The organism is Pontibacter cellulosilyticus, assembly GCF_014306105.1.
GTDB classification, from domain to species: Bacteria; Bacteroidota; Bacteroidia; order Cytophagales; family Hymenobacteraceae; genus Pontibacter; species Pontibacter cellulosilyticus.
The window spans coordinates 386,861-409,363 of the sequence record NZ_JACRVF010000003.1 but is presented as its reverse complement, the minus strand read 5'-3'; the positions used below and the strand labels follow the sequence as shown (position 1 = coordinate 409,363).

General features: G+C 45.5%; 21 protein-coding genes and 1 pseudogene. 16 read left to right on the top strand and 6 right to left on the bottom strand.

The window, feature by feature from the left end; genetic code table 11:
- Positions 1–3: 3 nt before the first annotated feature.
- The 4 genes from pheT (at position 4) to rny (ending at position 4,772) form a co-directional block, all read left to right on the top strand.
- Positions 4–2,421, top strand: coding sequence for a phenylalanine--tRNA ligase subunit beta (gene pheT / locus H8S84_RS12595; RefSeq protein ID WP_187067693.1), 2,418 nt, complete (start codon positions 4–6; stop codon positions 2,419–2,421).
- A gap of 4 nt (positions 2,422–2,425) precedes the next feature.
- Positions 2,426–2,722: a hypothetical protein gene (locus H8S84_RS12590; protein WP_187067692.1), complete on the top strand. Its 297-nt coding sequence runs from the start codon at positions 2,426–2,428 to the stop codon at positions 2,720–2,722.
- A gap of 78 nt (positions 2,723–2,800) precedes the next feature.
- Positions 2,801–3,088 carry a cell division protein ZapA gene (locus tag H8S84_RS12585; protein WP_187067691.1) on the top strand — a complete coding sequence of 96 codons (288 nt, stop codon included), beginning with the start codon at positions 2,801–2,803 and terminating at the stop codon, positions 3,086–3,088.
- A 118-nt stretch (positions 3,089–3,206) separates the two neighbouring features.
- Positions 3,207–4,772 (top strand): ribonuclease Y, encoded by a 1,566-nt coding sequence (gene rny / locus H8S84_RS12580; protein ID WP_187067690.1) that lies wholly within the window; start codon positions 3,207–3,209, stop codon positions 4,770–4,772.
- A 367-nt stretch (positions 4,773–5,139) separates the two neighbouring features.
- Here rny and H8S84_RS12575 read toward each other — a convergent pair whose 3' ends face one another.
- Positions 5,140–6,081 (bottom strand): hydrogen peroxide-inducible genes activator, encoded by a 942-nt coding sequence (locus tag H8S84_RS12575; RefSeq protein WP_187067689.1) that lies wholly within the window; start codon positions 6,079–6,081, stop codon positions 5,140–5,142.
- A gap of 161 nt (positions 6,082–6,242) precedes the next feature.
- On the opposite strand from H8S84_RS12575, the gene H8S84_RS12570 reads away from it, so the two are divergent.
- On the top strand, positions 6,243–6,716 hold the full coding sequence (locus H8S84_RS12570) for a Dps family protein (RefSeq protein WP_187067688.1): 474 nt from the start codon (positions 6,243–6,245) through the stop codon (positions 6,714–6,716).
- Between the two features lie 114 nt (positions 6,717–6,830).
- Here the strand turns inward: H8S84_RS12570 and sucD are convergent, their stop codons facing one another.
- The gene (gene sucD / locus H8S84_RS12565) at positions 6,831–7,721 is read right to left on the bottom strand and encodes a succinate--CoA ligase subunit alpha (RefSeq protein ID WP_187067687.1); all 891 of its coding nucleotides are present in this window, start codon (positions 7,719–7,721) and stop codon (positions 6,831–6,833) included.
- A gap of 321 nt (positions 7,722–8,042) precedes the next feature.
- On the opposite strand from sucD, the pseudogene H8S84_RS12560 reads away from it, so the two are divergent.
- The 3 genes and pseudogenes from H8S84_RS12560 to H8S84_RS12550 form a co-directional block, all read left to right on the top strand.
- Positions 8,043–9,026: pseudogene (locus H8S84_RS12560) on the top strand (PLP-dependent cysteine synthase family protein); the annotation flags it as partial.
- A 121-nt stretch (positions 9,027–9,147) separates the two neighbouring features.
- Entirely contained in the window at positions 9,148–10,431 is a 1,284-nt protein-coding gene (locus H8S84_RS12555; protein WP_187067685.1) for a sensor histidine kinase, read from the top strand.
- 6 nt (positions 10,432–10,437) lie between these two features.
- The gene (locus H8S84_RS12550) at positions 10,438–10,860 is read left to right on the top strand and encodes a response regulator (protein WP_187067684.1); all 423 of its coding nucleotides are present in this window, start codon (positions 10,438–10,440) and stop codon (positions 10,858–10,860) included.
- 67 nt (positions 10,861–10,927) lie between these two features.
- Here H8S84_RS12550 and H8S84_RS12545 read toward each other — a convergent pair whose 3' ends face one another.
- Positions 10,928–11,776 carry a sulfite exporter TauE/SafE family protein gene (locus H8S84_RS12545; protein ID WP_187067683.1) on the bottom strand — a complete coding sequence of 283 codons (849 nt, stop codon included), beginning with the start codon at positions 11,774–11,776 and terminating at the stop codon, positions 10,928–10,930.
- Positions 11,777–11,827: 51 nt separating this feature from the next.
- Positions 11,828–13,462, bottom strand: a complete 1,635-nt coding sequence (ade, locus tag H8S84_RS12540; protein WP_187067682.1) for an adenine deaminase — start codon at positions 13,460–13,462, stop codon at positions 11,828–11,830.
- 260 nt (positions 13,463–13,722) lie between these two features.
- Between ade and cmk the strand changes: the two genes are divergently transcribed.
- The 8 genes from cmk (at position 13,723) to H8S84_RS12500 (ending at position 20,662) form a co-directional block, all read left to right on the top strand.
- A complete protein-coding gene (gene cmk / locus H8S84_RS12535; RefSeq protein ID WP_187067681.1) occupies positions 13,723–14,430 on the top strand; it encodes a (d)CMP kinase in 708 nt (235 codons plus the stop codon).
- Positions 14,431–14,441: 11 nt separating this feature from the next.
- Positions 14,442–15,332: a 4-hydroxy-3-methylbut-2-enyl diphosphate reductase gene (locus H8S84_RS12530; protein ID WP_187067680.1), complete on the top strand. Its 891-nt coding sequence runs from the start codon at positions 14,442–14,444 to the stop codon at positions 15,330–15,332.
- Positions 15,333–15,411: 79 nt separating this feature from the next.
- On the top strand, positions 15,412–15,954 hold the full coding sequence (locus H8S84_RS12525; RefSeq protein WP_187067679.1) for a DUF502 domain-containing protein: 543 nt from the start codon (positions 15,412–15,414) through the stop codon (positions 15,952–15,954).
- Between the two features lie 128 nt (positions 15,955–16,082).
- On the top strand, positions 16,083–16,901 hold the full coding sequence (locus H8S84_RS12520; protein ID WP_187067678.1) for an alpha/beta fold hydrolase: 819 nt from the start codon (positions 16,083–16,085) through the stop codon (positions 16,899–16,901).
- Between the two features lie 86 nt (positions 16,902–16,987).
- Positions 16,988–18,196, top strand: coding sequence for a PQQ-dependent sugar dehydrogenase (locus H8S84_RS12515; protein WP_187067677.1), 1,209 nt, complete (start codon positions 16,988–16,990; stop codon positions 18,194–18,196).
- A gap of 139 nt (positions 18,197–18,335) precedes the next feature.
- Positions 18,336–18,812, top strand: a complete 477-nt coding sequence (locus H8S84_RS12510; protein ID WP_187067676.1) for an ATP-dependent zinc protease family protein — start codon at positions 18,336–18,338, stop codon at positions 18,810–18,812.
- Positions 18,813–18,816: 4 nt separating this feature from the next.
- Positions 18,817–19,719: a 30S ribosomal protein S6--L-glutamate ligase gene (gene rimK, locus H8S84_RS12505; RefSeq protein WP_187067675.1), complete on the top strand. Its 903-nt coding sequence runs from the start codon at positions 18,817–18,819 to the stop codon at positions 19,717–19,719.
- Between the two features lies 1 nt (position 19,720).
- Positions 19,721–20,662: a succinylglutamate desuccinylase/aspartoacylase family protein gene (locus tag H8S84_RS12500; RefSeq protein WP_187067674.1), complete on the top strand. Its 942-nt coding sequence runs from the start codon at positions 19,721–19,723 to the stop codon at positions 20,660–20,662.
- A 409-nt stretch (positions 20,663–21,071) separates the two neighbouring features.
- On the opposite strand, the gene H8S84_RS12495 is transcribed toward H8S84_RS12500, so the two are convergent.
- Positions 21,072–21,566, bottom strand: a complete 495-nt coding sequence (locus H8S84_RS12495; protein WP_187067673.1) for a hypothetical protein — start codon at positions 21,564–21,566, stop codon at positions 21,072–21,074.
- 96 nt (positions 21,567–21,662) lie between these two features.
- The gene (locus H8S84_RS12490; protein ID WP_187067672.1) at positions 21,663–22,463 is read right to left on the bottom strand and encodes an SAM-dependent methyltransferase; all 801 of its coding nucleotides are present in this window, start codon (positions 22,461–22,463) and stop codon (positions 21,663–21,665) included.
- Between the last annotated feature and the right edge of the window lie 40 nt (positions 22,464–22,503).

Here is a 22,503-nt window from a genome sequence, read left to right as displayed (position 1 = left end):
ATCATGCTGATATCATTCGACTGGCTAAAACAACTTATACATACAGATAAAACCGCTGAAGAAGTAGGCGCTTTACTGACAGGCGCAGGCTTGGAGGTAGAGGCCATTCATACTTTTGATCAGGTACAGGGCGGCCTGGAGGGCATCGTATTGGGTGAGGTACTTACCTGTGAGCGCCATCCGGATGCAGATAAACTAAGCCTCACCACAGTAGACATCGGAAACGGTACACCAAGCCAGATTGTTTGTGGTGCGCCGAACGTGGCAGCAGGTCAGCGAGTGGTAGTGGCTACGGTTAACAGCACACTTTACCCAACTGGCGGGGAACCGTTCAAGATCAAGAAGTCGAAAATCCGTGGTCAGGTATCGGAAGGTATGATCTGTGCCGAAGATGAAATAGGTATTGGTACATCGCATGCCGGCATCATGGTGCTGGACACCGACCTGCCAAACGGAACACCAGCTGCCGAGTTCTTTGGATTAGGTTCTGATAAAGTGTTTGAGATTGGCTTAACGCCAAACCGTGCCGATGCTGCTTCACATTATGGGGTAGCCCGCGACCTGCAGGCATTAACAGATGCTGCTGCTACACTTCCAAATGTAGATGATTTTAAAGTTGATACTACTTCTAAGTCAATAACGGTTGAGGTAGAAAACACAGAGGCCTGTCCGCGTTATGCTGGTGTAACCATCACTGGTTTAAAAGTTGGTCCATCGCCGGAGTGGCTGCAGAAGCGCCTGCGTGCCATCGATCTTTCCCCGATCAACAACATTGTAGATATTACGAACTACGTGCTGCACGAACTGGGGCAGCCACTGCACGCTTTTGATGCTGATAAGATCAGAGGTGGCAAGATTATCGTGAAAACCTTGCCGGAAGGTTCTGTACTAAAGACTTTGGACGGTGTAGAGCGCAAACTGAAGGCAACTGACCTGATGATCTGCGACGCAGAAGGCCCAATGGCGATAGGCGGTGTATTTGGCGGTGAAGACTCCGGTGTATCTGAAGAAACAACCAGTATCTTCATCGAAAGCGCATACTTCTCACCGGACTGGATCCGACGTACAGGTATGGCTCATGGTTTAAAAACGGATGCATCGTTCCGTTTTGAGCGTGGTACAGATCCTAATATGGTGATAACTGCCTTGAAGCGTGCTGCTTTGTTGGTGCAGGAAATAGCAGGTGGCGAGGTTTCTTCTGAGATAGTAGATGTTTACCCAACTCAGATTAAGAATACAGAGATTGAGTTAAACATCGAGCGTACCCATACATTGATCGGGCAGCACATTGATGTGGAGCGAATCAAAAGTATACTTACATCATTAGGTATTGAAGTAACAAAGGAAACTGAAACAGATCTAACCCTTTCGGTGCCTCCTTTTAAAGTGGATGTTACCCGTGAGGCCGATGTGGTGGAAGAAATCCTGCGCATTTACGGCTTCAACAACATTGAGATGGACGAGAACCTGGCCACAACATTCCTGGCCAAGTTTGCTACGCCATACGCTGAAGATGTGACGGACACGATCATGAACTACATCACAGCCAATGGTTTTAACGAGATTATTACTAACTCTATTACCAACTCCAACTACTACAAACCAGCCGGTGAGGCTGAAGTAGAGAGCCTGGTAAAGGTGCTGAACTATAACTCCGAAGACCTGGATGTACTGCGTAAAAGTATGGTTTTCTCTGGGTTAGAAGTGCTGCGCCGCAACATTAACCGCCGTCAGCGCGACCTGAAACTGGTAGAACTGGGTAAAGTATACGAGCAGATAGATGGTGACTATAAGGAGAGCCGCAAACTGGCCTTATACATGGTTGGCAACGCAACTGCCGAAAGCTGGAAGCAGCCAAGTATGAAAACTGCCTTCCACGACCTGGCAAGTGTAGTGCAGAACGTGCTGCACAAGCTAAATGCCGGTGAGTTTGAAGTACAGAACCTGGAGCAGAACAGCTACATGCGCCAAGGCATATCTTACCAGAAGAACGGTACCGAAATAGCTAGATTAGGCTTGTTGGATGCTGCTGTTTGCCGCTTTATGGAGGTAAAAGAGCAGGTGTGGTATGCAGAACTTAACTGGGATTACCTGCTGAAGAAGTATAAAAACAAGCTGGTAGCCGAAGAGTTGCCAAAATTCCCGGAAGTACGCCGTGACCTTTCTTTGGTGCTGGATAGAAATGTTACTTTTGACCAGGTTAAACTTATTGCCTTGCGCACAGAGCGTAAGTTGCTGCAGAGTGTAAACGTGTTTGATGTGTACGAGGGCGACAAAATAGAAGCAGGCAAAAAAGCTTATGCCCTTAGCTTCACGTTGCTGGATAAACAGCAAACCCTGACCGATAAGGTGATTGACAGTACAATGAATCGCCTGATGCAGCAATTTGAAAAACAACTGGGAGCTTTTATCCGCAAGTAGTGTTATGGCTAAGGAAACGCAAGTACAACAACTCCAGCATATTGAAGAAAAGCTTCGCAAGCTGATCTCACGCTACACCGATGTGCAACAGAAGTTTGCGCAGGCGCAGGAAGAAATCAAGTTTTTGGAAGGTTTGGTGCAAGAGAAAGAGCAGCAAATAAAAAATTTTCAAAATCAGGATAATATTGTTAAAATTGTAGATGCGATAGCAGGAAATACTGCAAATTCGACAGAGTTAAAGCTCAAACTAAACGAATACATTAGAGAAATCGATAAGTGTATCGCTTACTTACAAGACTAAGCATCAGGCCATAAAGCTCCTTTAGAGCGCAGCCAACGAGCAAAAAGCAAGTAAGCATCACCATAAAAAACGCAACGGATGGGTGAATTATCTATAAAGATTCGCATCGCGGAACGCGAGTATCCGATGCGGGTAAAAGAGGAGGAAGAGGAAAGATTAAGAGTTGTCGGGAAATTACTGAACGAGCGCCTTCGTTTTTATAAGGATCAGTTCGGTATCCAGGACAAGCAAGATCTGCTGGCCATGGTGGCCTTTGAAACCATGGTGGAGAAACTGAAGATGGAGGAAGAGAAATCAGCTCACCTCGCTAAAGTGGGCCAGCAGCTTAATGTACTCGACGAACTCCTTTCATCGACAAATAAATAAGTTATTGCTGGATTTTATACTTCATATATAGCTTATACTTCGTTTAGGGCCCTGAGCCTTATCCCTATCTTTTTGCAGGCACCGGCTATACGTTTTTGTTAACCATAAAACTATAGTTATGCCCACCATTCTTTATATTATACTAACTGCCATCGTAGCGCTCGGAGTGGGCGTGTACATTGGCCGTTCGCTGTTGCAGAAGGTCTATAAACAGCAGGAAGATGCTGCGCGGCAACGTGCCAAAAACATCATCCGCGAAGCCGAGATCAACGGCGAGAGCATCATGAAAGACCGTATTCTGGAGGCGAAGGAAAAGTCTCTTAAGCTGAAGTCTGAGTTCGAGGAGGAGATGAACAAGAAGAAGAACATCATCATCCAGAACGAGAACAAAGTAAAGCAGCGCGAGCAGCACGTGTCTAAGCAGATGGAGGATGTTAAACGCAAAGAAAACGAACTTCACAAAGAAAAAGAGCACCTCAACATGCAACTGGAGCACCTTAAAAAGCGCAAAGATGAAGTTGAGCAGCAGCACGAAGAAGTTGTAGCGCAGCTGGAGAAGATTGCAGGTTTAACTGCTTCAGAGGCCCGCGAACAATTGGTAGAAGCTCTGAAAAACGAAGCCACTACACAAGCGTCATCGCACATCAAGGATATTGTAGCACAGGCCAAGCTTACCGCTACAAAAGAAGCAAAGAAAATCGTTATCGAGACTATCCAGCGCACAGCCGCTGAGCACGCTATTGAAAACTGCGTGTCGGTGTTCAACATCGAGAGTGATGACATTAAAGGTAAAATCATTGGCCGTGAAGGACGTAACATACGTGCCTTAGAGGCTGCGACTGGGGTGGAAATCATCGTGGATGATACCCCTGAAGCAATCATTATCTCTGGTTTCGATCCGGTTCGCAGAGAGATTGCGCGTCTGTCGTTGCATCGCCTGGTGGCTGATGGTCGCATTCACCCGGCTAGAATCGAAGAGGTTGTTTCTAAGACCCGTAAAAACATTGAAGAGGAGATCGTGGAAATCGGTGAGCGTACTGCCATTGACCTTGGTATCCACGGTCTGCACCCTGAGCTGATCAAGATGGTGGGCCGTATGCGTTTCCGTTCGTCTTATGGCCAAAACCTGCTGCAGCACTCTCGTGAGGTTGCTAACCTTTGCGCTACGATGGCCGCAGAGCTTGGCCTGAACGTGAAGCATGCGAAACGTGCCGGCTTGCTACACGATATTGGTAAAGTAACGCCAGACGAGCCGGAATTGCCGCACGCGATTATCGGTATGGAGCTTGCCAAGAAGTATAAAGAGCATCCGGATGTGTGCAACGCGATTGGTGCCCACCACGATGAAGTTGAAATGACAGCGATGATTTCTCCATTGGTACAGGCCTGCGATGCCATCTCAGGTTCAAGACCAGGGGCTCGCCGCGAGATCATGGAGTCTTACATCAAGCGTTTGAAGGAGCTGGAAGAAACAGCTATCTCTTTTGAAGGTGTTAACCAATGCTATGCTATTCAGGCAGGTCGTGAACTGCGCGTAATGGTAGATGCAGACAACGTGTCTGACGACAAGGCCGCTCAAATCTCATTCGATATCTCGCAGAAGATTGAGAAAGAAATGCAATACCCAGGGCAAATCAAGATCACGGTTATCCGTGAGATGCGTGCTATTAGCTACGCGAAGTAATCCTCAAGTATAAGTAAACAAAAACGCCTGCTGCAGCAATGCAGCAGGCGTTTTTGTTTTGGGCTGTAGAAGAATGGGAGAACTAAGATTGTTTATCTGCGGCGCCGGGTCCAACCACCCCTTATCCAAGGCTGGGTATTTGTACTTACTGTTTCTTCTGACATTTTTGTAGCAGCTATTCTCTTTTTTGTCAATCTGTTAAGGATCTTGTAAGAAGAGAGGTTAAGCAGAAACTACTGAGCTTATGCTTTTGCCAGAGTAAAGTCACAATTCCCCGCCTTAGATAAGGAGGGGTTAGGGGTGGTTGGACCCGGTGTTGTAGTTAGTAATTTAAATCTGAGTAGCCTTCTAAATCACGTAGTCTTGGTTACCCCACCGGCACAACCTGTTCTTTTTTTCTGTTCCTGATCTCATGTGGCAAGGCTGCGATAATTTCTTGCTGCAGTGCCTCGATCAGTTTCTTTTTAAGGAAGCTGCGGTGCACCACTAGGCTAACCTCCCTCAGCGGCTGTGGCTCCTGGAATGTATGCACCAACTGCCGCTTTTGCTCCGGCATGTCAAGGATGGATAGCTCTGGCAAAAGCGTTAGCCCATGCTGAGTTTCAACGATGCGTTTTAAAGTCTCTAGAGATCCACTCCTATAATCGAGGTTATTGCTTTGGGAGGTTGTACTGCCGCCTCTGTTGCAGATGTTTAGTACCTGGCTTCGGAAACAATGCCCCTCATTCAATACCCACAGTTCGTCCATGTCAAGCTGTTCGGGTTTTATACTTTCATGTTTTGCTAAAGGGTGCTTTGGGTTGATATATGTCACAAATGCTTCGTAGAACAGGGGAAGCTCTTTTATACTTTTATCTTCGAGAGGAGTAACCAGCAAACCCACATCCAAAAGCTCGTGCTTCAGCTTCTCCACGATCTCGGTTGTTAACAGTTCTTGTATCACTATCTGTACACTAGGGTGCTTTTGTAAAAAGCTAGTGATGAACAACGGGATCAGGTAGGGGGCAAGCGTAGGAATCACACCAATCCTTAACTCACCGGATAGCTCCTGCTTCTGGCCCTGCACAATCTCTCGTATTTTTTTAGACTCTGCCAGTATAATACGCGCCTGCGCGATGATCTCTTTGCCTATCTCTGTTGGCCTTACAGGTACCCGGCTACGATCAAATAGTTGCACGCCCAACTCTTCCTCCAGCTTTTGCAGCTGCATACTAAGTGTAGGCTGTGTTACAAAGCAATGCTCTGCGGCAGTGGCAAAATGACGGTGTGTGTCTACGGCCACTAAATATTCTAACTGTACTAATGTCATTTTTTTAGGCTAAAGAATGAAGTACATTGTGGTCCAACAGCAGTAAAACAATTTTGCTTAATAAGTGTTATCAATGTAAGTATAATTTGTATCAATTTGATTTATATAGCAAGTATATACAAATTTGAAACGTAGTAATTAAAACTGACAACAAAACAACTATGGATAAACTAACTCAAATCGGACTACAGAAAACTGACAGTAAGGAAATCGCCGACAAACTGAATGAGCTGTTGGCAAATTATCATTTATACTACCAGAACCTGCGCGGTTTTCATTGGAACATAAAAGGGGTGCACTTTTTTCAGCTGCACGCTAAGTTTGAGGAGCTGTATAATAATGCCCTTACAAGAATTGATGAGATCGCTGAAAGGATTCTGACCATTGGGCAGACACCGCTCCATACTTTCTCGGATTATGTGAGAGTGGCAAGTATAAAAGAAGCAGGGAGCCTGAGCGGCGATACAGAAACCGTACGCGCCACCTATGATAACCTTACCGTGCTGCTGAACCTGGAGCGTGAAATCCTGATCATGGCTGCTGAAACAGGAGACGAGGGTACAGTAGGCTTGATAAGTGAGGATATAAACGAAAACGAAAAGACGCTTTGGATGCTGAACGCTTTCCTGAGCTAAGTTATACTTTAGTTGTGGCTGAAGTATAACTTTAAATTTCCAGCAAAAGAAAAAGGCTGCCCGCGAAGGCAGCCTTTTTTATGGTTTATACTTTAAAAGTATACTTAGCTCTAATTAAGCAGTGATGCCAGCTTGCTGAAGTGCAGCAACCATTGCCTCACCGATCTCGGCAGGAGAATCTACCACATGGATACCGTTCTCACGCATGATCTTCATTTTAGCAGCTGCAGTATCATCAGCACCGCCTACAATAGCACCGGCGTGGCCCATACGACGGCCAGCTGGAGCAGTTTGGCCAGCAATAAAGCCTACAACCGGCTTCTTGTTACCAGACTCGCTGATGTATTTAGAAGCCATAGCCTCGTAGTTACCGCCAATCTCACCGATCATCACGATCGCGTCAGTCTCAGGGTCTTCCATTAGCAACTGAACAGCATCTTTTGTAGGAGTACCGATTATTGGGTCACCACCGATACCGATAGCTGTAGAGATACCAAGGCCAGCCTTTACGATCTGGTCAGCAGCCTCGTAAGTTAATGTACCAGACTTAGACACGATACCGATACGACCTGGCTTAAATACGAATCCTGGCATGATACCTACCTTCGCTTCGCCTGGCGTGATAACACCCGGGCAGTTAGGGCCGATAAGCGTTACGTCTTTGCCTTTCAGGTAGTTCTTAGCCATTACCATGTCTTTTACAGGAATACCCTCTGTAATAGCCACAATCACTTTAATGCCTGCGTCGGCAGCTTCCATGATAGCGTCAGCGGCGAAAGCCGGTGGAACGAAAATGATAGATACATCAGCGCCAGTTCTTTTAACGGCATCTTCTACTGTGTTAAAAACAGGAAGATCTAAGTGGTTGTTGCCACCTTTGCCCGGAGTAACACCACCTACTACGTTGGTGCCATACTCAATCATCTGAGAAGCGTGAAAAGAGCCTTCAGAGCCTGTAAAGCCCTGCACGATCACTTTCGAATCTTTATTTACTAAAACACTCATGTGTATCTTTTTTAGTTTGTAAAAACAGGTCGAACTATAAGGATTTGCAAAAATAGGCTTTTTTGCGGGGCATACAAAAAATAGTTAAGCCTAATATAGCAACAGGTTATACTTTAAGCAGGAACAAGATGTGGCTATAGGTCTGTTGTTTAAGTATGGTTGTGTTTTGCCAGCATGATATAATGTAGTCTAAGGTGTATTTATACTTTGTGTGGGTTGCCTGTGCGGTTTAATTATGCAGTGAAGTATAGCTTAAGTACCTCAGTCCTCCAGATTTATTTTAAATTCTTACCTTTGCACCAAAATCTAAATTAGATATAAATGAAATACCTAAATCATATTACCGAAGCTATCGGTAACACACCCTTAGTAAAGCTAAATAACGTTACAAAAGGTGTAAAAGCCACCGTTCTTGCCAAGGTAGAATACCTAAACCCGGGTAACTCTGTAAAGGACCGTATGGCCATAAAAATGATAGAGGATGCTGAGCAAGTGGGTATTCTGAAGCCAGGCGGCACTATCATCGAAGGAACATCAGGTAACACAGGTATGGGCCTGGCTCTGGCAGCTATTGCAAAAGGTTATAAGTGCATTTTTACGCTGGCTGATAAGCAGAGCAAAGAGAAAATGGACATCCTGCGTGCCGTTGGAGCAGAAGTGGTAGTTTGCCCAACCAATGTTTCTCCGGACCATCCGGACTCATATTACTCGGTGGCAAAGCGCCTGAACGAAGAGATACCAAACTCCTTCTACCCGAACCAGTATGATAACATGTCTAACTGGGCAGCCCATTACGAGAGCACTGGCCCGGAAATCTGGGAGCAGACAGACGGGAAAATAACGCACTTTATTACCGGTGTAGGAACAGGCGGTACAGTTACGGGCATTTCCAGATACCTGAAGGAGAAGAACCCTGCGATAAAAACGATTGGTATCGATACTTATGGCTCTGTGTTCAAAAAGTATAAAGAAACAGGCGTTTTTGACGAGAACGAAATCTACTCTTACGCAACAGAGGGTATCGGTGAAGACATCCTGCCAAAGAACGTAGACTTTGACGTGATAGATCAGTTTGTAAAAGTAACCGATAAAGACGGTGCCGTGATGACCAGAAGATTAGCAAAAGAAGAAGGTCTTTTTGTAGGTTGGTCGTGCGGTACGGCTGTGTATGGTGCGCTGGAGTATATCCGCGAAAATAACCTTACCGAAAATGACGTGGTGGTAGTGCTATTGCCTGATCACGGTACACGTTACTTAGGTAAGATTTACAATGACGATTGGATGCGCGCCCAAGGATACATCGACTAATTGTAAAATACTAAGCTTAAAGAAATGCCCGGACATAGGTTCGGGCATTTCTTTTTTGTAGCTTTCGCGATTATTAAAGAACTATATCATTACTTAAAACCCTTTCGGCATTTCTTGTATGAACGAATTTTTCAAAAAGATAGTCGAATCTGACTTTATGCCCCACGGGCATTGCTATTTCTGGAAAACAGAGATAGTAGCGATGAATGTAGGAGGCGACTCGCTGATTATGCTGGCCTACTATTCTATCCCATTCATGCTTTTTTACTTTGCAAAAAAGAGGCAGGATCTCACACATAAGTATGTCTTTCTTCTTTTTGGTGCTTTTATCCTGGCTTGCGGCACAACACACCTGATCGATATGATCACGGTTTGGGTGCCCATATACAGGCTTGGCGGTCTTGTAAAAGTTGTTACAGCCATACTTTCGGTTGGCACAGCTATTGTGCTGTGGCGATCGCTGCCAGTGCTGCTTTCCATACCAAGCCAAGCGCAGCTGACAGCGGCAAACAAGCAGTTGCAGGTAGAGATAGCAGAACGCGAGCGTGTACAAGAGGCGCTTAGGGTGGTAAACGAGGAGCTTGAAATGCGCGTGCGAGAGCGTACAGAAGAGCTTTACTCTACCAATCAAAAATTAGAGAAAGAGATAGCGGTAAGAATGGTGGCAGAAAAAACGCTGCAGCGAAAGAACCGTGAACTGGAACGCTCTAACCGAGACCTCGACAACTTTGTGTACTGTGCGTCCCACGACTTAAAAGCTCCGATATTCAACATTGAGGGCCTGGTGAATGTGCTGAAGGAAGAAATGGTTGCTCCTGACGAGAATATAAACCAGCTCTTAACACACCTAGACAAATCTGTCGCCCAAATAAACAGGACAATACATGATCTTACTGCCGTAAGTATATTCCAGAATGAAAGCGAAACGCACTTGCTTGAGCAGGTTAACCTGCATGAGGTGCTGCAGGAGGTGAAAGTTAGCATCGCGGCTACAATTGAACGGAACAACGCTGTATTAGATACTGACTTTATGGCGCAGGCGACGTTGCCTATTAACAGGAAAGATGCTAAAAGTATTCTTTATAATTTGTTAACCAATGCTTTAAAGTATAAAGAGCCATCTCGTAAGCCTTATGTTAAGCTGACTTCAGGGTTTAAAGAAAATTATATATTTTTGTCGGTAACAGATAACGGAATAGGTATAGATTTGCGAGGTAACGAAGAAAAGCTGTTTAAGCTATTTAAGCGCCTGCATGACCATGTTGAAGGAAGCGGTGTTGGTCTGTTTATTGTAAAGCGGATAGTTGAGAATTACGGAGGAAGTATAACAGTTGCATCTGTTGTTGGAGAGGGAACTACCTTTACATTACGTTTCCCAATTGTTGATACTATTGATATTTAATTGATCATGAGAAAGCTTACTGGCGTACTACTCATCGACGACGATGAAACTACAAACTTCCTGAACCGCCGTTTGCTGGAGAGGCTGGGGGTAACAGAGAACATACGCACTTTCGTGAACGGGAAACAGGCATTCGATTACCTGTACAATATCAGCAACAACAACTACGACACAACTAATAAAGACTATTTTCAGCCGCAGCTTATTTTCCTGGATATTAACATGCCGGTAATGGATGGCTTTGAGATGCTGGACCTGTATGAGCGCCTAAATGCGGATTTCAGGAAGAATATAGTAATGGCAGTGCTTACCAGCTCTACTCACCCACAAGACACGGAGACTTCTAAAAAATACGCTGCCGAGTACCTGACCAAGCCATTAAGTACAGAAAAGGTGAGCAACCTGCTTAATAAGTACTTCGCAGATTAAGTAATTCTATGTGCAACATAACTAAAGCCATCCGCTGCGGGTGGTTTTTTTGTTTATAAGCAGTTTACTAAAACGAGAACCCGAAGTGAGATTTAATGGCCAGGTTCAGAAGCACACCGAAGCCAGCCAGAAATAAACCGATACCGATCAATTTTTCCATTTTCAGCCCTTGTGGGCCGGATCTTTTTTTTACCAAGTTGCCACCCAGCGCGCCCAATGCAAAAGCGGCCACAATGGGCAAACACCGGCTCCACATAACGTTGCCTAACAAAAAGTGGCTGATAAGGCCGGTAAAGCTGGTAATCACAAGTATAAACAGGGAAGTGGACGTGGCAATTTGCGGCGGTATCCGGAAAAGTTTGATCATGGCAGGAGTCTGAACAAACCCGCCGCCTATACCAAACAGCCCCGCCATAACACCCGACACAAACCCAAAAGCGGAAACAAGACCACCGTTAATTCTATAGGCCAGGTGCTTTGCCCTGTTCTTACGGATAAAAGAAGTTGGAATCCGGCGCATGCGGTACATTACACCGGAACGCTTCGACCTTACCTTTTTCTTTTTAGGACCAAACATGGTGGCACCAATGGCTACAACAAACAATGCAAAGATAAACTGCAGCTTAAACACCGGCAGAAAAGCCACCATAAAAGCGCCTAACACAGTGCCCACCACAGCAGGTAACTGGATCAGCGTGCCCACTACATAATCTATACTTCTGTCGCGGAGGTTAAACACAGAGGCAATAACAGAGGCTGGCACCAGTGCAGCCATGGTAGAGCCTATGGCTATTTCGATGTTGTAGCCGAAGAAGATGATCAGGATGGGCACCATAAACACACCACCGCCAAACCCGATGATGGTGCCAAATGCGCTGACCAAAATGCCAACCAGAAAAAGGATAAGCTCCTCCATTTAAGGCAGCCCTATGCGGGCTAAACTATTTATATTTTGTTTGGTATAAGATTACTCTGCTACTGGTACGAACTGAAACACATCACCGTTAAACAAACCTTTGTCGCTTAGCTTAAGCGAAGGTATAACAAGCAGTGCCATGAACGACAGTGTCATGAAAGGAGACTCCAGTTTGCTGCCCATCTCTTTGCTCATCTTATCAATAGCCGAATAAGCCTCTGCCACTTTGTAGCCATCCTGTGCCGACATAATGCCAGCTACTGGTAAAGGCAAAAGCTCTTCTCGGCCTAAACCTACAGCTGCTACACCGCCTTTGGCTTGTATAATTAAATTAACGGCTCTGGCTATACTTTCATCGTCTACGCCTACGGCAATAATGTTGTGTGAGTCGTGGCCTACAGAGGAAGCAATGGCGCCCTCTTTAAGCCCGATGTTTTTAATAAAAGCTACAGCTGGGATAGTATTTTGATAGCGGTTTACGACAGCGATCTTCAGCACATCCTGCTCCACATCAGATTCTATAAAACCATTATGCACTTTTGGTGTGGCCCAGCTTTCTTTTGTGATCAGTTGTCCGTCAAATGCCTCAATCACACGAATCTTGTGCGCATCGCCTACAGGTATCTCAAACTGCTGCGGCACCTTTACATCGGTATCAAAATTGTTGATCTCCTCGCTGGGCGTAAACTCTATCTTAGACTTACCCTGCGCTGCTACCAGTTGCCCGTTAATGTAGGTCGCCTGTACATTAAAGCTCTCCAGGTTATCTATAAGTATAAAGTCGGCGGGATCACCTTCTTGTAGCAGGCCTACATCCAACTTATAATGCAGTACTGGGTTAACACAGGCTGCTCTTAAAACATGGTACAAATTATTGCCTTTTGCCAGTGCACGCTCTACCAGCAGGTTTATATGCCCTTCTACCAGATTATCAGGATGTTTATCGTCGGAGCAGAACATGATATTTTGGTGGTGTTCGGGCAGTAGCGGAATCAGAGCTTCAAAGTTCTTGGCAGCGCTTCCTTCACGTATCAGTATCTTCATGCCAACAGCTAGTTTGTCTAAAGCCTCTTCGGAGGTAAAGCACTCGTGGTCGGTAGTGATGCCTGCTGCAGCATAGTTTGCCGCTTGTTCACCGCGCAAGCCGGGTGCGTGTCCGTCCACAGCTTTGCCATACCTTTGCGCCAGCTCAATTTTCTCCATTACATCCTGGTCGCGGTTCAGTACGCCGGGCCAGTTCATCATCTCGGCCAGGTACTTTACCTCATCCCGCTGAAACAATTTCTCTATGTCGGCGGTCGTTATCTCGGCACCGGCTGTCTCGAAAGGAGTGGCTGGTACACACGAAGGAGCCCCAAAGTAGAATTTGAACGGTACCTTGTTGCCATTTTCTATCATGTACTCTACGCCCTCCAGGCCAAGTACATTGCCAATCTCATGGGGGTCAGAGACAGTAGCTACCGTACCGTGCGGTACAGCCAGTCGTGCAAACTCGCAGGGTACAAGCATAGAGCTTTCTACGTGCACATGGGCATCTACAAAACCCGGTAAAATATAATTGTCTGCAGTTGTAGCCTCACGAACTATTTTAGAAATGCGGCCGTTTGAAACATGAACTGTGCCGCTGTAAGTCTCTTGCTGCTGTATATCTATGATATGTCCGGAAACGGTAAAGTCTGCGTGCATGGTGCTGTGTTTTGTTTGATAAATTGCCTTGTTGTAAGGCTTAAAACGGTAAATTACTTTATATTTGCGTTAAATTCAGTCGTTTTGAGAAAGTATATTTCATATTTGGTTTTAGCATGCTTCCTGGCTACAGGTCCGTTGGCTGGTTGCTCTAACAAAACACCACAGCAGAAAAAAACGGCTAAATACCAGAAAAAGAGCAAGCGTGGTAAACAACCTTGCCCTTGCGACTCTAATTAATCTCCATTATTTCTCTCTTTATGAAGAAGATCGTAATCGCACTCGACGGCTATTCATCATGCGGCAAAAGTACAACGGCAAAATTGGTGGCAGCAGCCCTTGGCTATGCTTACATTGATACCGGTGCTATGTACCGTGCGGTTACTTTATACTTCTTGGAGCATCACGTGTCGCTTACCAATCCGAAGGAGATAAGAGAGGCGCTAAACAACATTGAGATCGAATTTCATTACAACCCGAAGACCAATCGCAACGAAGTTTTCTTAAATGGCCTGAATGTTGAAGATGAAATACGCAAGATGTACATCTCTAACCAGGTAAGTGAGGTGAGTGTAGTAGTGGAGGTTCGTAGAGCTATGGTGGCGCAGCAGCAGAAAATGGGCAGAAAGCGCGGTGTTGTAATGGACGGACGCGATATTGGCACAGCTGTGTTTCCGGATGCGGAGGTAAAGATTTTTATGACTGCTGATGTAGATACACGTGCTAAACGCCGCCAGGTAGAATTGCTGGAGAAGAAGCAGTTAGTTAACTTAGACGAGATCAGAGAGAACCTCTTAAAACGCGACCTTATCGACTCTACCAGGGCTGAAAGTCCGCTTCGCCGTGCCGAAGATGCCGCCTTGCTGGACACCTCGCATATGACGATAGATGAGCAGGTGGATTTTGTGCTGGAGCGAGTAACATCTGCCCTGATCAAGAACGAAGAGAAGGCTGTTAAACAGGATTGAAGTAAAAGATTATGAAAGTTACCATCGATAAAAACTCAGGCTATTGCTTTGGCGTGGAATTCGCCATACAAATGGCCGAGGATGAAATGGAAAATTGCGACGAGCTTTATTGCTTGGGCGACATTGTTCATAATAGCATGGAAGTGCAGCGCCTGTACGAAAAAGGCCTGCGCATTATAGACCGAGAGCAACTGAAAGAACTACGCAACTGCAAAGTACTTATCAGAGCACACGGCGAGCCACCAGAAACCTATAAGATGGCTCTAGAGAATAATATTGAATTGATAGATGCCTCTTGCCCGGTGGTACTAAAGCTACAGAACCGTGTAAAGCACGCTTACGATAGTGGTCTGAACGAAGCCAGTCAGATCGTGATCTACGGACAGGTGGGACATGCGGAGGTGATTGGTTTGGCAGGGCAGACAGGCGATGAGGCAATCATTGTAACTACAGAGGAAGACCTGGACAAAATTGATTTTACACGTCCGGTAACACTGTTTAGCCAGACAACCAAAAGCACCAAAGGCTTTTATCATATAAAAGAGTTGATTGAGGAGCGTATCAAGCAGGCAAACGAAGATAGTACACAGCCAGCTTTTAACGCCAACGACAGTATTTGCCGCCAGGTGTCTAACCGTGAGCCTCAGTTAGCTAAGTTCTCTACAGAGCACGATGTGCTGGTTTTTGTAAGTGGCAAAAAGAGCTCCAACGGAAAGGCACTTTACAGCGTATGTAAACAGCACAACCCAAACAGCTACTTTGTAGAGAATGAGCAGGAGTTGCAACCTGAGTGGTTTGCAAATGCACAGAGCGTTGGCATCTGCGGTGCAACCTCTACACCTATGTGGCTGATGCAAAGGGTAGCTACTCACATTGAAAATTTAGGCCTGGCCGAAGTGTAAGTATAGCATTTATACTATAGAGCATTTTCGCTACATTTAGGCTTTGCTTCGGCAAAGCCTTTTTTGTGATCAACAAAATATGAGACGTTTATTTCGATATTTCCTTAATGGGTTACTGATAATAGCCCCATTTACCATCACCGTCTGGATTGTGGTGGCCATTATAGATTGGCTGGATGGTTTACTTGACATTGGTATACCAGGCCTTGGTATTTTGCTGATGGTTGTACTGCTGACTCTGGTTGGTTTTATCGGTTCCTCGTTTCTGGTTAAGCCATTTTTTATCATCACAGAGCGCATCTTTCATAAGGTACCGTTGGTAAGCATCATCTATTCTAGTATAAAGGATTTGTTTGATGCCTTTGTGGGGGATAATCAGAAGTTCAACAAACCAGTAATGGTGAAGATGTCGCAGAACTCAGAAAACTGTAAGCTCGGTTTTGTTACCCAGGACACTATTATCAGTATAGATTGTGAAGACAAAGTAGCCGTATACTTTCCGCACTCGTACAATTTTTCCGGAGAACTCTTCCTGGTGCCGATCGGAAATATTACTTTCCTGGATGCCCCAAGCAGCGAAGTAATGAAGTTTATTGTATCGGGAGGGGTTTCTAAACTATAATGGTTGATCTTTGATCGCTGTGCTTTCAATGATTTTTCTTCAGATGCTAAGTTGTTACATCCAAAACAGCGGAGATAAAGTATAGCCTTAACTAAAGCATCCAACAATTCATCAACTAATAATCAAGCATGCCTTTTATTCTAAAAGACAGATCCAAGTTTCATTACCGGGTAATCGGGCAAGGAGACAAGGCGCTGCTGGCTTTTCATGGGTATGGGCAGAGCAGCGCGTACTACCAAAGTATGGAGCGGGCATTGGGCAACGATTACACCATCTATGCCTTTGATTTGTTCTTTCATGGGGGCAGTACCTTGCATAAAAATGATCTTCCGCTGACAAAACCATACTTAAAGGAGTTTATCGAGCACTTCCTGGAGAAGTTTAACCTGGAGCAGTTCTCCCTGATGGGATTTAGTATGGGGGGCAAGTTTGCGCTTACACTGGTAGAAACAATGCCGGAGCGCATAGAAGAACTTTTTCTGATAGCACCTGACGGAATTAAAACAAGCTTCTGGTACAACATTGCTACGTACCCCGGTTGGCTGCAGCAGTTGTTTAAGCGCACTGTTGTAAAGCCGGAGTTCTTCTTTGGTCTGCTGCGGATGCTGGACAAGTATAACATGGTACACAAAAGCCTTATCCGCTTTGCCCACTACCAAATGGACAGCACTTCCAAGCGCCTGCGCGTGTACCGTAGCTGGATCGGTTTTCGGGAGCTCAATTTCGATATCCGTCACATAGTTGGCCTGCTTAACAAGTATAAAGTACCCGTTACCATGTTCCTGGGAGAGTATGATCAGATCATTACACCGAAGCGTGTGGGTGTGTTTGTGAAGGCACTTGACCAGGGGGAGCTGGTACTGCTAAAAACGGGACATTCTAATTTACTAAGCGATGTGGCGGAACTGCTGCACCGGAAACGCGTGTCCGGAAAATTAAATAATTAACTACTTTAGCAGGAGCCTGCTTGTGTGGTAAAATAACCCAAAGCTGATTTATACTTATACAAAGCTATTATAACTACACTCAAAAAATGGAAAAAGCATTTCGCCTACTCTTATGTTGCTTTACAGCCTTAGCTCTTACCACCAGTTGCTCTTCTGAGGGAACATCTGCCGAAGCAGAAGCTACAGTTGAGACAGAAAGTGTGGCTGTGAACCAGGATGCAGCAGCAAGCGCCGAAGAACCTGAACCAACGGACGCGAACCTGGCAAAGATCAAATTGCCAGCCGGTTTTAAAATAGAATACTATGCCAAAAACGTAAAGAATGCCCGTTCCATGGTTTTGAGCCCGTCGGGTATAATTTTCGCGGGCACGCGCAGCAACGATAAGATTTTTGCCATTGTAGATAAGAACAAAGACGGCAGAGCAGAAGAAGTAGTAGAGGTTGCCTCTGGTCTAAACACGCCAAACGGTGTCGCCATTCGCAACGGAGACCTGTATGTGGCAGAGATAAACCGCATCCTGAAGTACCCAAATATAGAAAACACGTACCGCAACAAGCCAAAGTATGAGGTGGTGAATGATAAGCTACCTACAGACCGCCACCATGGTTGGAAGTATATCGCCTTCGGTCCTGATGGAAAATTGTATGTGCCAGTTGGTGCGCCCTGCAACATCTGCGAGAACAAAGACAAACCAATTTATGCCAGTATTGCCCGCATGAATCCTGATGGTTCTGGTCTGGAAGTATACGCGAACGGTGTTCGTAACACAGTTGGCTTCGACTGGCACCCGCAAACCAAGAACTTATACTTTACAGACAATGGCCGCGACATGATGGGCGATAACATTCCGCCGTGCGAGTTGAACCGTGCTACCCAAAAAGGCCAGCATTTTGGTTACCCTTATTGCCATGGAGGTGACATAGCCGATCCGGAGTTTGGCAGCAAACGCAATTGCAGTGAGTTTGTAAAGCCAGTACAAAAGCTGGGAGCACACGTTGCGCCGCTAGGCATGAAGTTCTATACTGGCAACATGTTTCCGGCAGCATATAAAAACCGTATTATCATTGCAGAGCATGGCTCCTGGAACCGCTCTAAGAAATCCGGTTACCGCTTAATGCAGGTTACAGTAGATAAAAATGGAAATGCCACTGCCTATGAGCCGTTTGCCCAGGGCTGGCTGCAAGGCGAGGAAGACTGGGGTCGCCCTGTAGATGTGCTGGTAATGCCTGACGGCGCCCTGCTGGTGTCTGACGATAAGAACGACGCGATTTACCGCATCAGCTACGTTAAATAATTGCGAGTTGATAATTAGCAATGATGAATGGAAAATAAGTCGTGATTTAACGAAGGAAGTGTAACATGATTTATACTTTTCTGAAAAAATCTGAATCATAATTCATTATTCGTAATTCATAATTCCTAATTTGCCTCTGATGAGAGCAGACAAAACTAAAATAGAAAAGAAGCTTATTGGGCGGCGGGAGCTAGTGTCGTTTCCGGAGCTGGACATAGAGGAAATAGAGGCTAAGGTAGATACCGGTGCTTATACCTCTGCGATCCACTGCTCCGACATACACGAAGAAACTATGCCCGATGGTACAAAAGTTATCTGCTTGGATTTGCTAGACCCGTCTCATCCACAGTACAACCATAAAAAGCTTCGGTTTGCCGAGTATGAATTGCGCGAGATAAAAAGTTCGATAGGAGAGAAGCAGGAGCGCTATGTAATCCGCACCAAGATCAGGCTTTTTGATGAAGTGATAGAAGCCGATTTTTCACTCTCAGACCGCAGCGACATGAAATACCCGGTACTTATCGGAAGAAAATTACTGAAAGGGCGGTTTATTGTTGATGTTTCCCGTAAAAACGTCGCGCAGAAGTTTAAACTCAAACAAAAGCAGAAAGAATAACTCTATGAAGATAGCCATCCTCTCCCGTAACCCTAAGCTATACTCTACCCGCCGCCTGGTAGAGGCAGCAGAGCAGCGGGGGCACCAAGCCGTAGTATTAGACCACCTGCGTTGCGACCTTGTAATTGAGCAGGGCGATCCGCATATACTTTATAAAGGCGAACGCCTCACAGATATTGATGCCATCATTCCGAGAATTGGTGCCTCAGTTACTTTTTACGGTACAGCAGTGGTGCGTCAGTTCGAGATGATGAAGGTGAAGACTGCCGTAGACTCACAGGCTATTGTGCGCTCCAGAGATAAGCTGCGCAGCCTCCAGATACTTTCACGCGCCGGACTGGGAATGCCAAAGACCGCCTTTACCAATTACTCTAAAGAAACATCGGAACTGGTAAAAGAAGTAGGCGGTGCACCCCTTGTAATTAAGTTATTGGAGGGTACCCAAGGTTTGGGCGTAGTATTGGCCGAGACAAGAAAAGCGGCAGAGTCTGTAATAGAGGCATTCCATAACCTGAAGGCGCGTATTATTGTGCAGGAGTTTATCGCAGAGGCCGGTGGTGCTGATATCCGGGCTTTCATTGTAAACGGCGAGGTTGTTGGGGCCATGAAGCGCCAAGGAAAGGAAGGCGAGTTTCGCTCTAACCTGCACCGTGGCGGTAAAGCCGAGTTGATCAAGCTATCTCGTCAAGAGAAGGCCGCTGCGCTGCTGGCTGCCAAGTCACTGGGCCTGGGAGTAGCTGGTGTAGACATGCTACAGTCCAAAAGAGGGCCGCTTATACTGGAAGTAAACTCATCGCCAGGTTTGGAGGGAATTGAGAAAGCAACGCAGAAAGATATTGCCGGAAAAGTAATTGAGTATCTGGAAGGGCTGACAAAGAAAAAGCCAAAGAAGAGAGTAAAAGAATAGCATGCCGGAAACAATCGTTATCAACGGTAGAAGTATAGACCGTGGAGAGAAAGTGCTGACAAAGCTAGTGATCAGCAAATTGCCCAGCGGCACTGTCATAGAAATACCTGTATATGTTTTCCGCTCTGTGCACGATGGCCCCGTGGTATTACTCATGGCTGGCATGCACGGCGACGAAGTAAATGGCACCGAGATCATCCGCAGGATGCTGTCCAAAAAAATGCTCTATCCGCTTAAGGGTACCATTATAGCCGTGCCGGTACTTAACATTTACGGTTTCCTGAACTTTTCAAGGGAGGTGCCGGATGGGAAGGACGTAAACCGCAGTTTTCCGGGAAATCGTGATGGCTCATTGGCCAGCCGCGTAGCGCACCGCTTCATGAAAGAAGTAATGCCTTATGTGGATTATGGATTAGATTTCCATACCGGAGGCTCTAGTCGCGCCAATTATCCGCAGATACGTTGCGTATTGGGTGACTACAGAAACGAAGAGTTAGCCAGAGCCTTTGCCGCACCTTTTATCATGAATGCCCCATACCGGCAGGGTTCACTTCGCAAAGAGGCAGGTAAATTAGGTAAATCTATACTTGTGTATGAGACTGGCGAGAGCCTGCGCTTTGATGAGAAAGGTATAAATTTAGGAATAGAGGGTACCTGCCGTGTGCTGCATCACCTGGGCATGATGGCCAACCACACAGAGCCAACAGAACCAAGTGTAATATGCATGAAAGACATCTGGCTTCGCGCTAAAAATGCCGGCCTGTGGCGCACATCTATCGGAATAGGAGAGTACGTTAAAAAGAACCAGCAAATAGGAAGTATAACCGATCCTTACGGCGAGATGGAAGTAAGACTGAACGCTCCGGCTTCCGGCTACATTGTCGGCTTAAACAATATGCCTGTAGTAAACCAGGGCGATGCCTTGCTGCACATAGCTTTTTAAAGTCTATCAGATTAACTATAAAAGGCGAAGGTTACCTGAATCAGGTAACCTTCGCCTTTTATAGTTTAAATTAAAAATACTATATTTAAGAAACAGCCTGTTTCAAAATCTGAATTATGCGAAAGGCATATACCGGAGAACTATACTTTGACTAACACCCCATGATGAAATTCTTTACTACCTGTAGCACTGCCAAGGCAAAATTTTCTCTTCTTGTACTTCTTTTTGTGGTTGTTATACTTTTTTGTGTAGGTCTGATGGTAGGAGAGTCTGTTGGTAGGTTTATATACAACATAACACACTAGTGCTGGCTAAATGCTTATAAAAGAGAAGGCCTTGCTACAGTAAAGCAAGGCCTTCTCTTTTATACTTTGCTGATTTCAAAAATCAGCGGTTGATAAGTTAACAATTAAAACACATAACGCACATGTAGGGCGCTGTCCCAGAAGCCACCACCGCTTGGTATATTTATGTATGGCTTAATGTCTGCACCGATGGTAAACGGAATGTCGCGGATGTAGTACTCCAGACCCAATACACCATCAATACCTAAAGCTACGACACGATCATCGTAATAATGCTTATGGTCGCGGTCATAATAATGGCGACCGTCATGAAAGCCAACGTGCCCACCGATACCATAATACCACTGCAAACCTCTTGCGTTAAAAGCTTGCGCATGTTTCTCGTAAAGTACGGTAATTACTGCGCCCCTGTGTCTGAAGTTAGTGCTGATGATACCCTCAATAGCAGCATCGCTCTTAATAAAATGTTTAATAGTAAGACCGGAGGCAACACCGCCTCTCAGACCTATACCTGTGGTGTAGCCACTTTGTGCCTGAGCTCCAACACTCACACTCAGCGTTACAGCCAATACAAAAGTAATGCGTAATAAAGTTTTCATTTAGGTATAAAAAAATTGAAAGATTAGTATTTGCCTGAGCCTGTTTATAGGCTTTAGGTCAGGCAAAATTACTACTTCTAACGGAGTTATCTGTGTTTATTGTGTACTGTCCTGATTTTTAAGTTCAACTTTATAATCCTGGAGGTACACTGTTTTTTTAGTGCGGCAGCCAATTAATTTAAAAAAGGAGATAAAGTGCTGTTCATCAAGCTCCAACGCTTTGGCAAAGGGGTCAGGTTCGTCTGAGTCTTTAAAATCTTTGACATAGTTTTCGCGCACAAGGTCAGCTTCGTTCAGGAGCTTTGCTGCCTGCACTTCTACAAGGCCAGTCTTCTCCCATAGCTTCTTCCACCAGTCTATGGTATGCACAAAGTACCAGTAGTTTTGGTAATCTTCCTGCAGGAAGTCAGGTACCTGGTCAAGCGTTTCAATTTCTTTGGTAAAACATACATCTACAATGGCAATGTAACCACCAGGTTTTATAAAGCGGGCTATGTAGGGCAGGTATTTTTCGTCTGTACCAAAGTAAGTATAAGAGTCTACTACAATCACTACATCAAAATATTCTTCAGCGAAAGGCAGGGCGCGGGCATCAGCTTCGATGGGTACTACAAGGTCTTCGCAGTCTTCTTCGCGGATGCGCTGGTAGTTATCGCTGGCAGACACGGCTTCGTCAACGGCCCATACTTTAACACCGAACTCTTTAGCCAGGAATATAGAACTGATGGCTTTGCCGCATCCAAGGTCAAGCACGCGCATGCTGGGCTTCAGGTTCAGCGATTTGGTAAGGCTCTCCAGGTTAAATAGCACGTTTTCGCCCATAGAGTGCTTTCGCACCCACTCCGGGTCGTATTGAGAAGCTTTCGGGAAGACGTGGTGTAAGTGCTGTGCGTGCATAAAGTATAAAAGTAGTTGCAAGCAGCTTACGGCATAACTC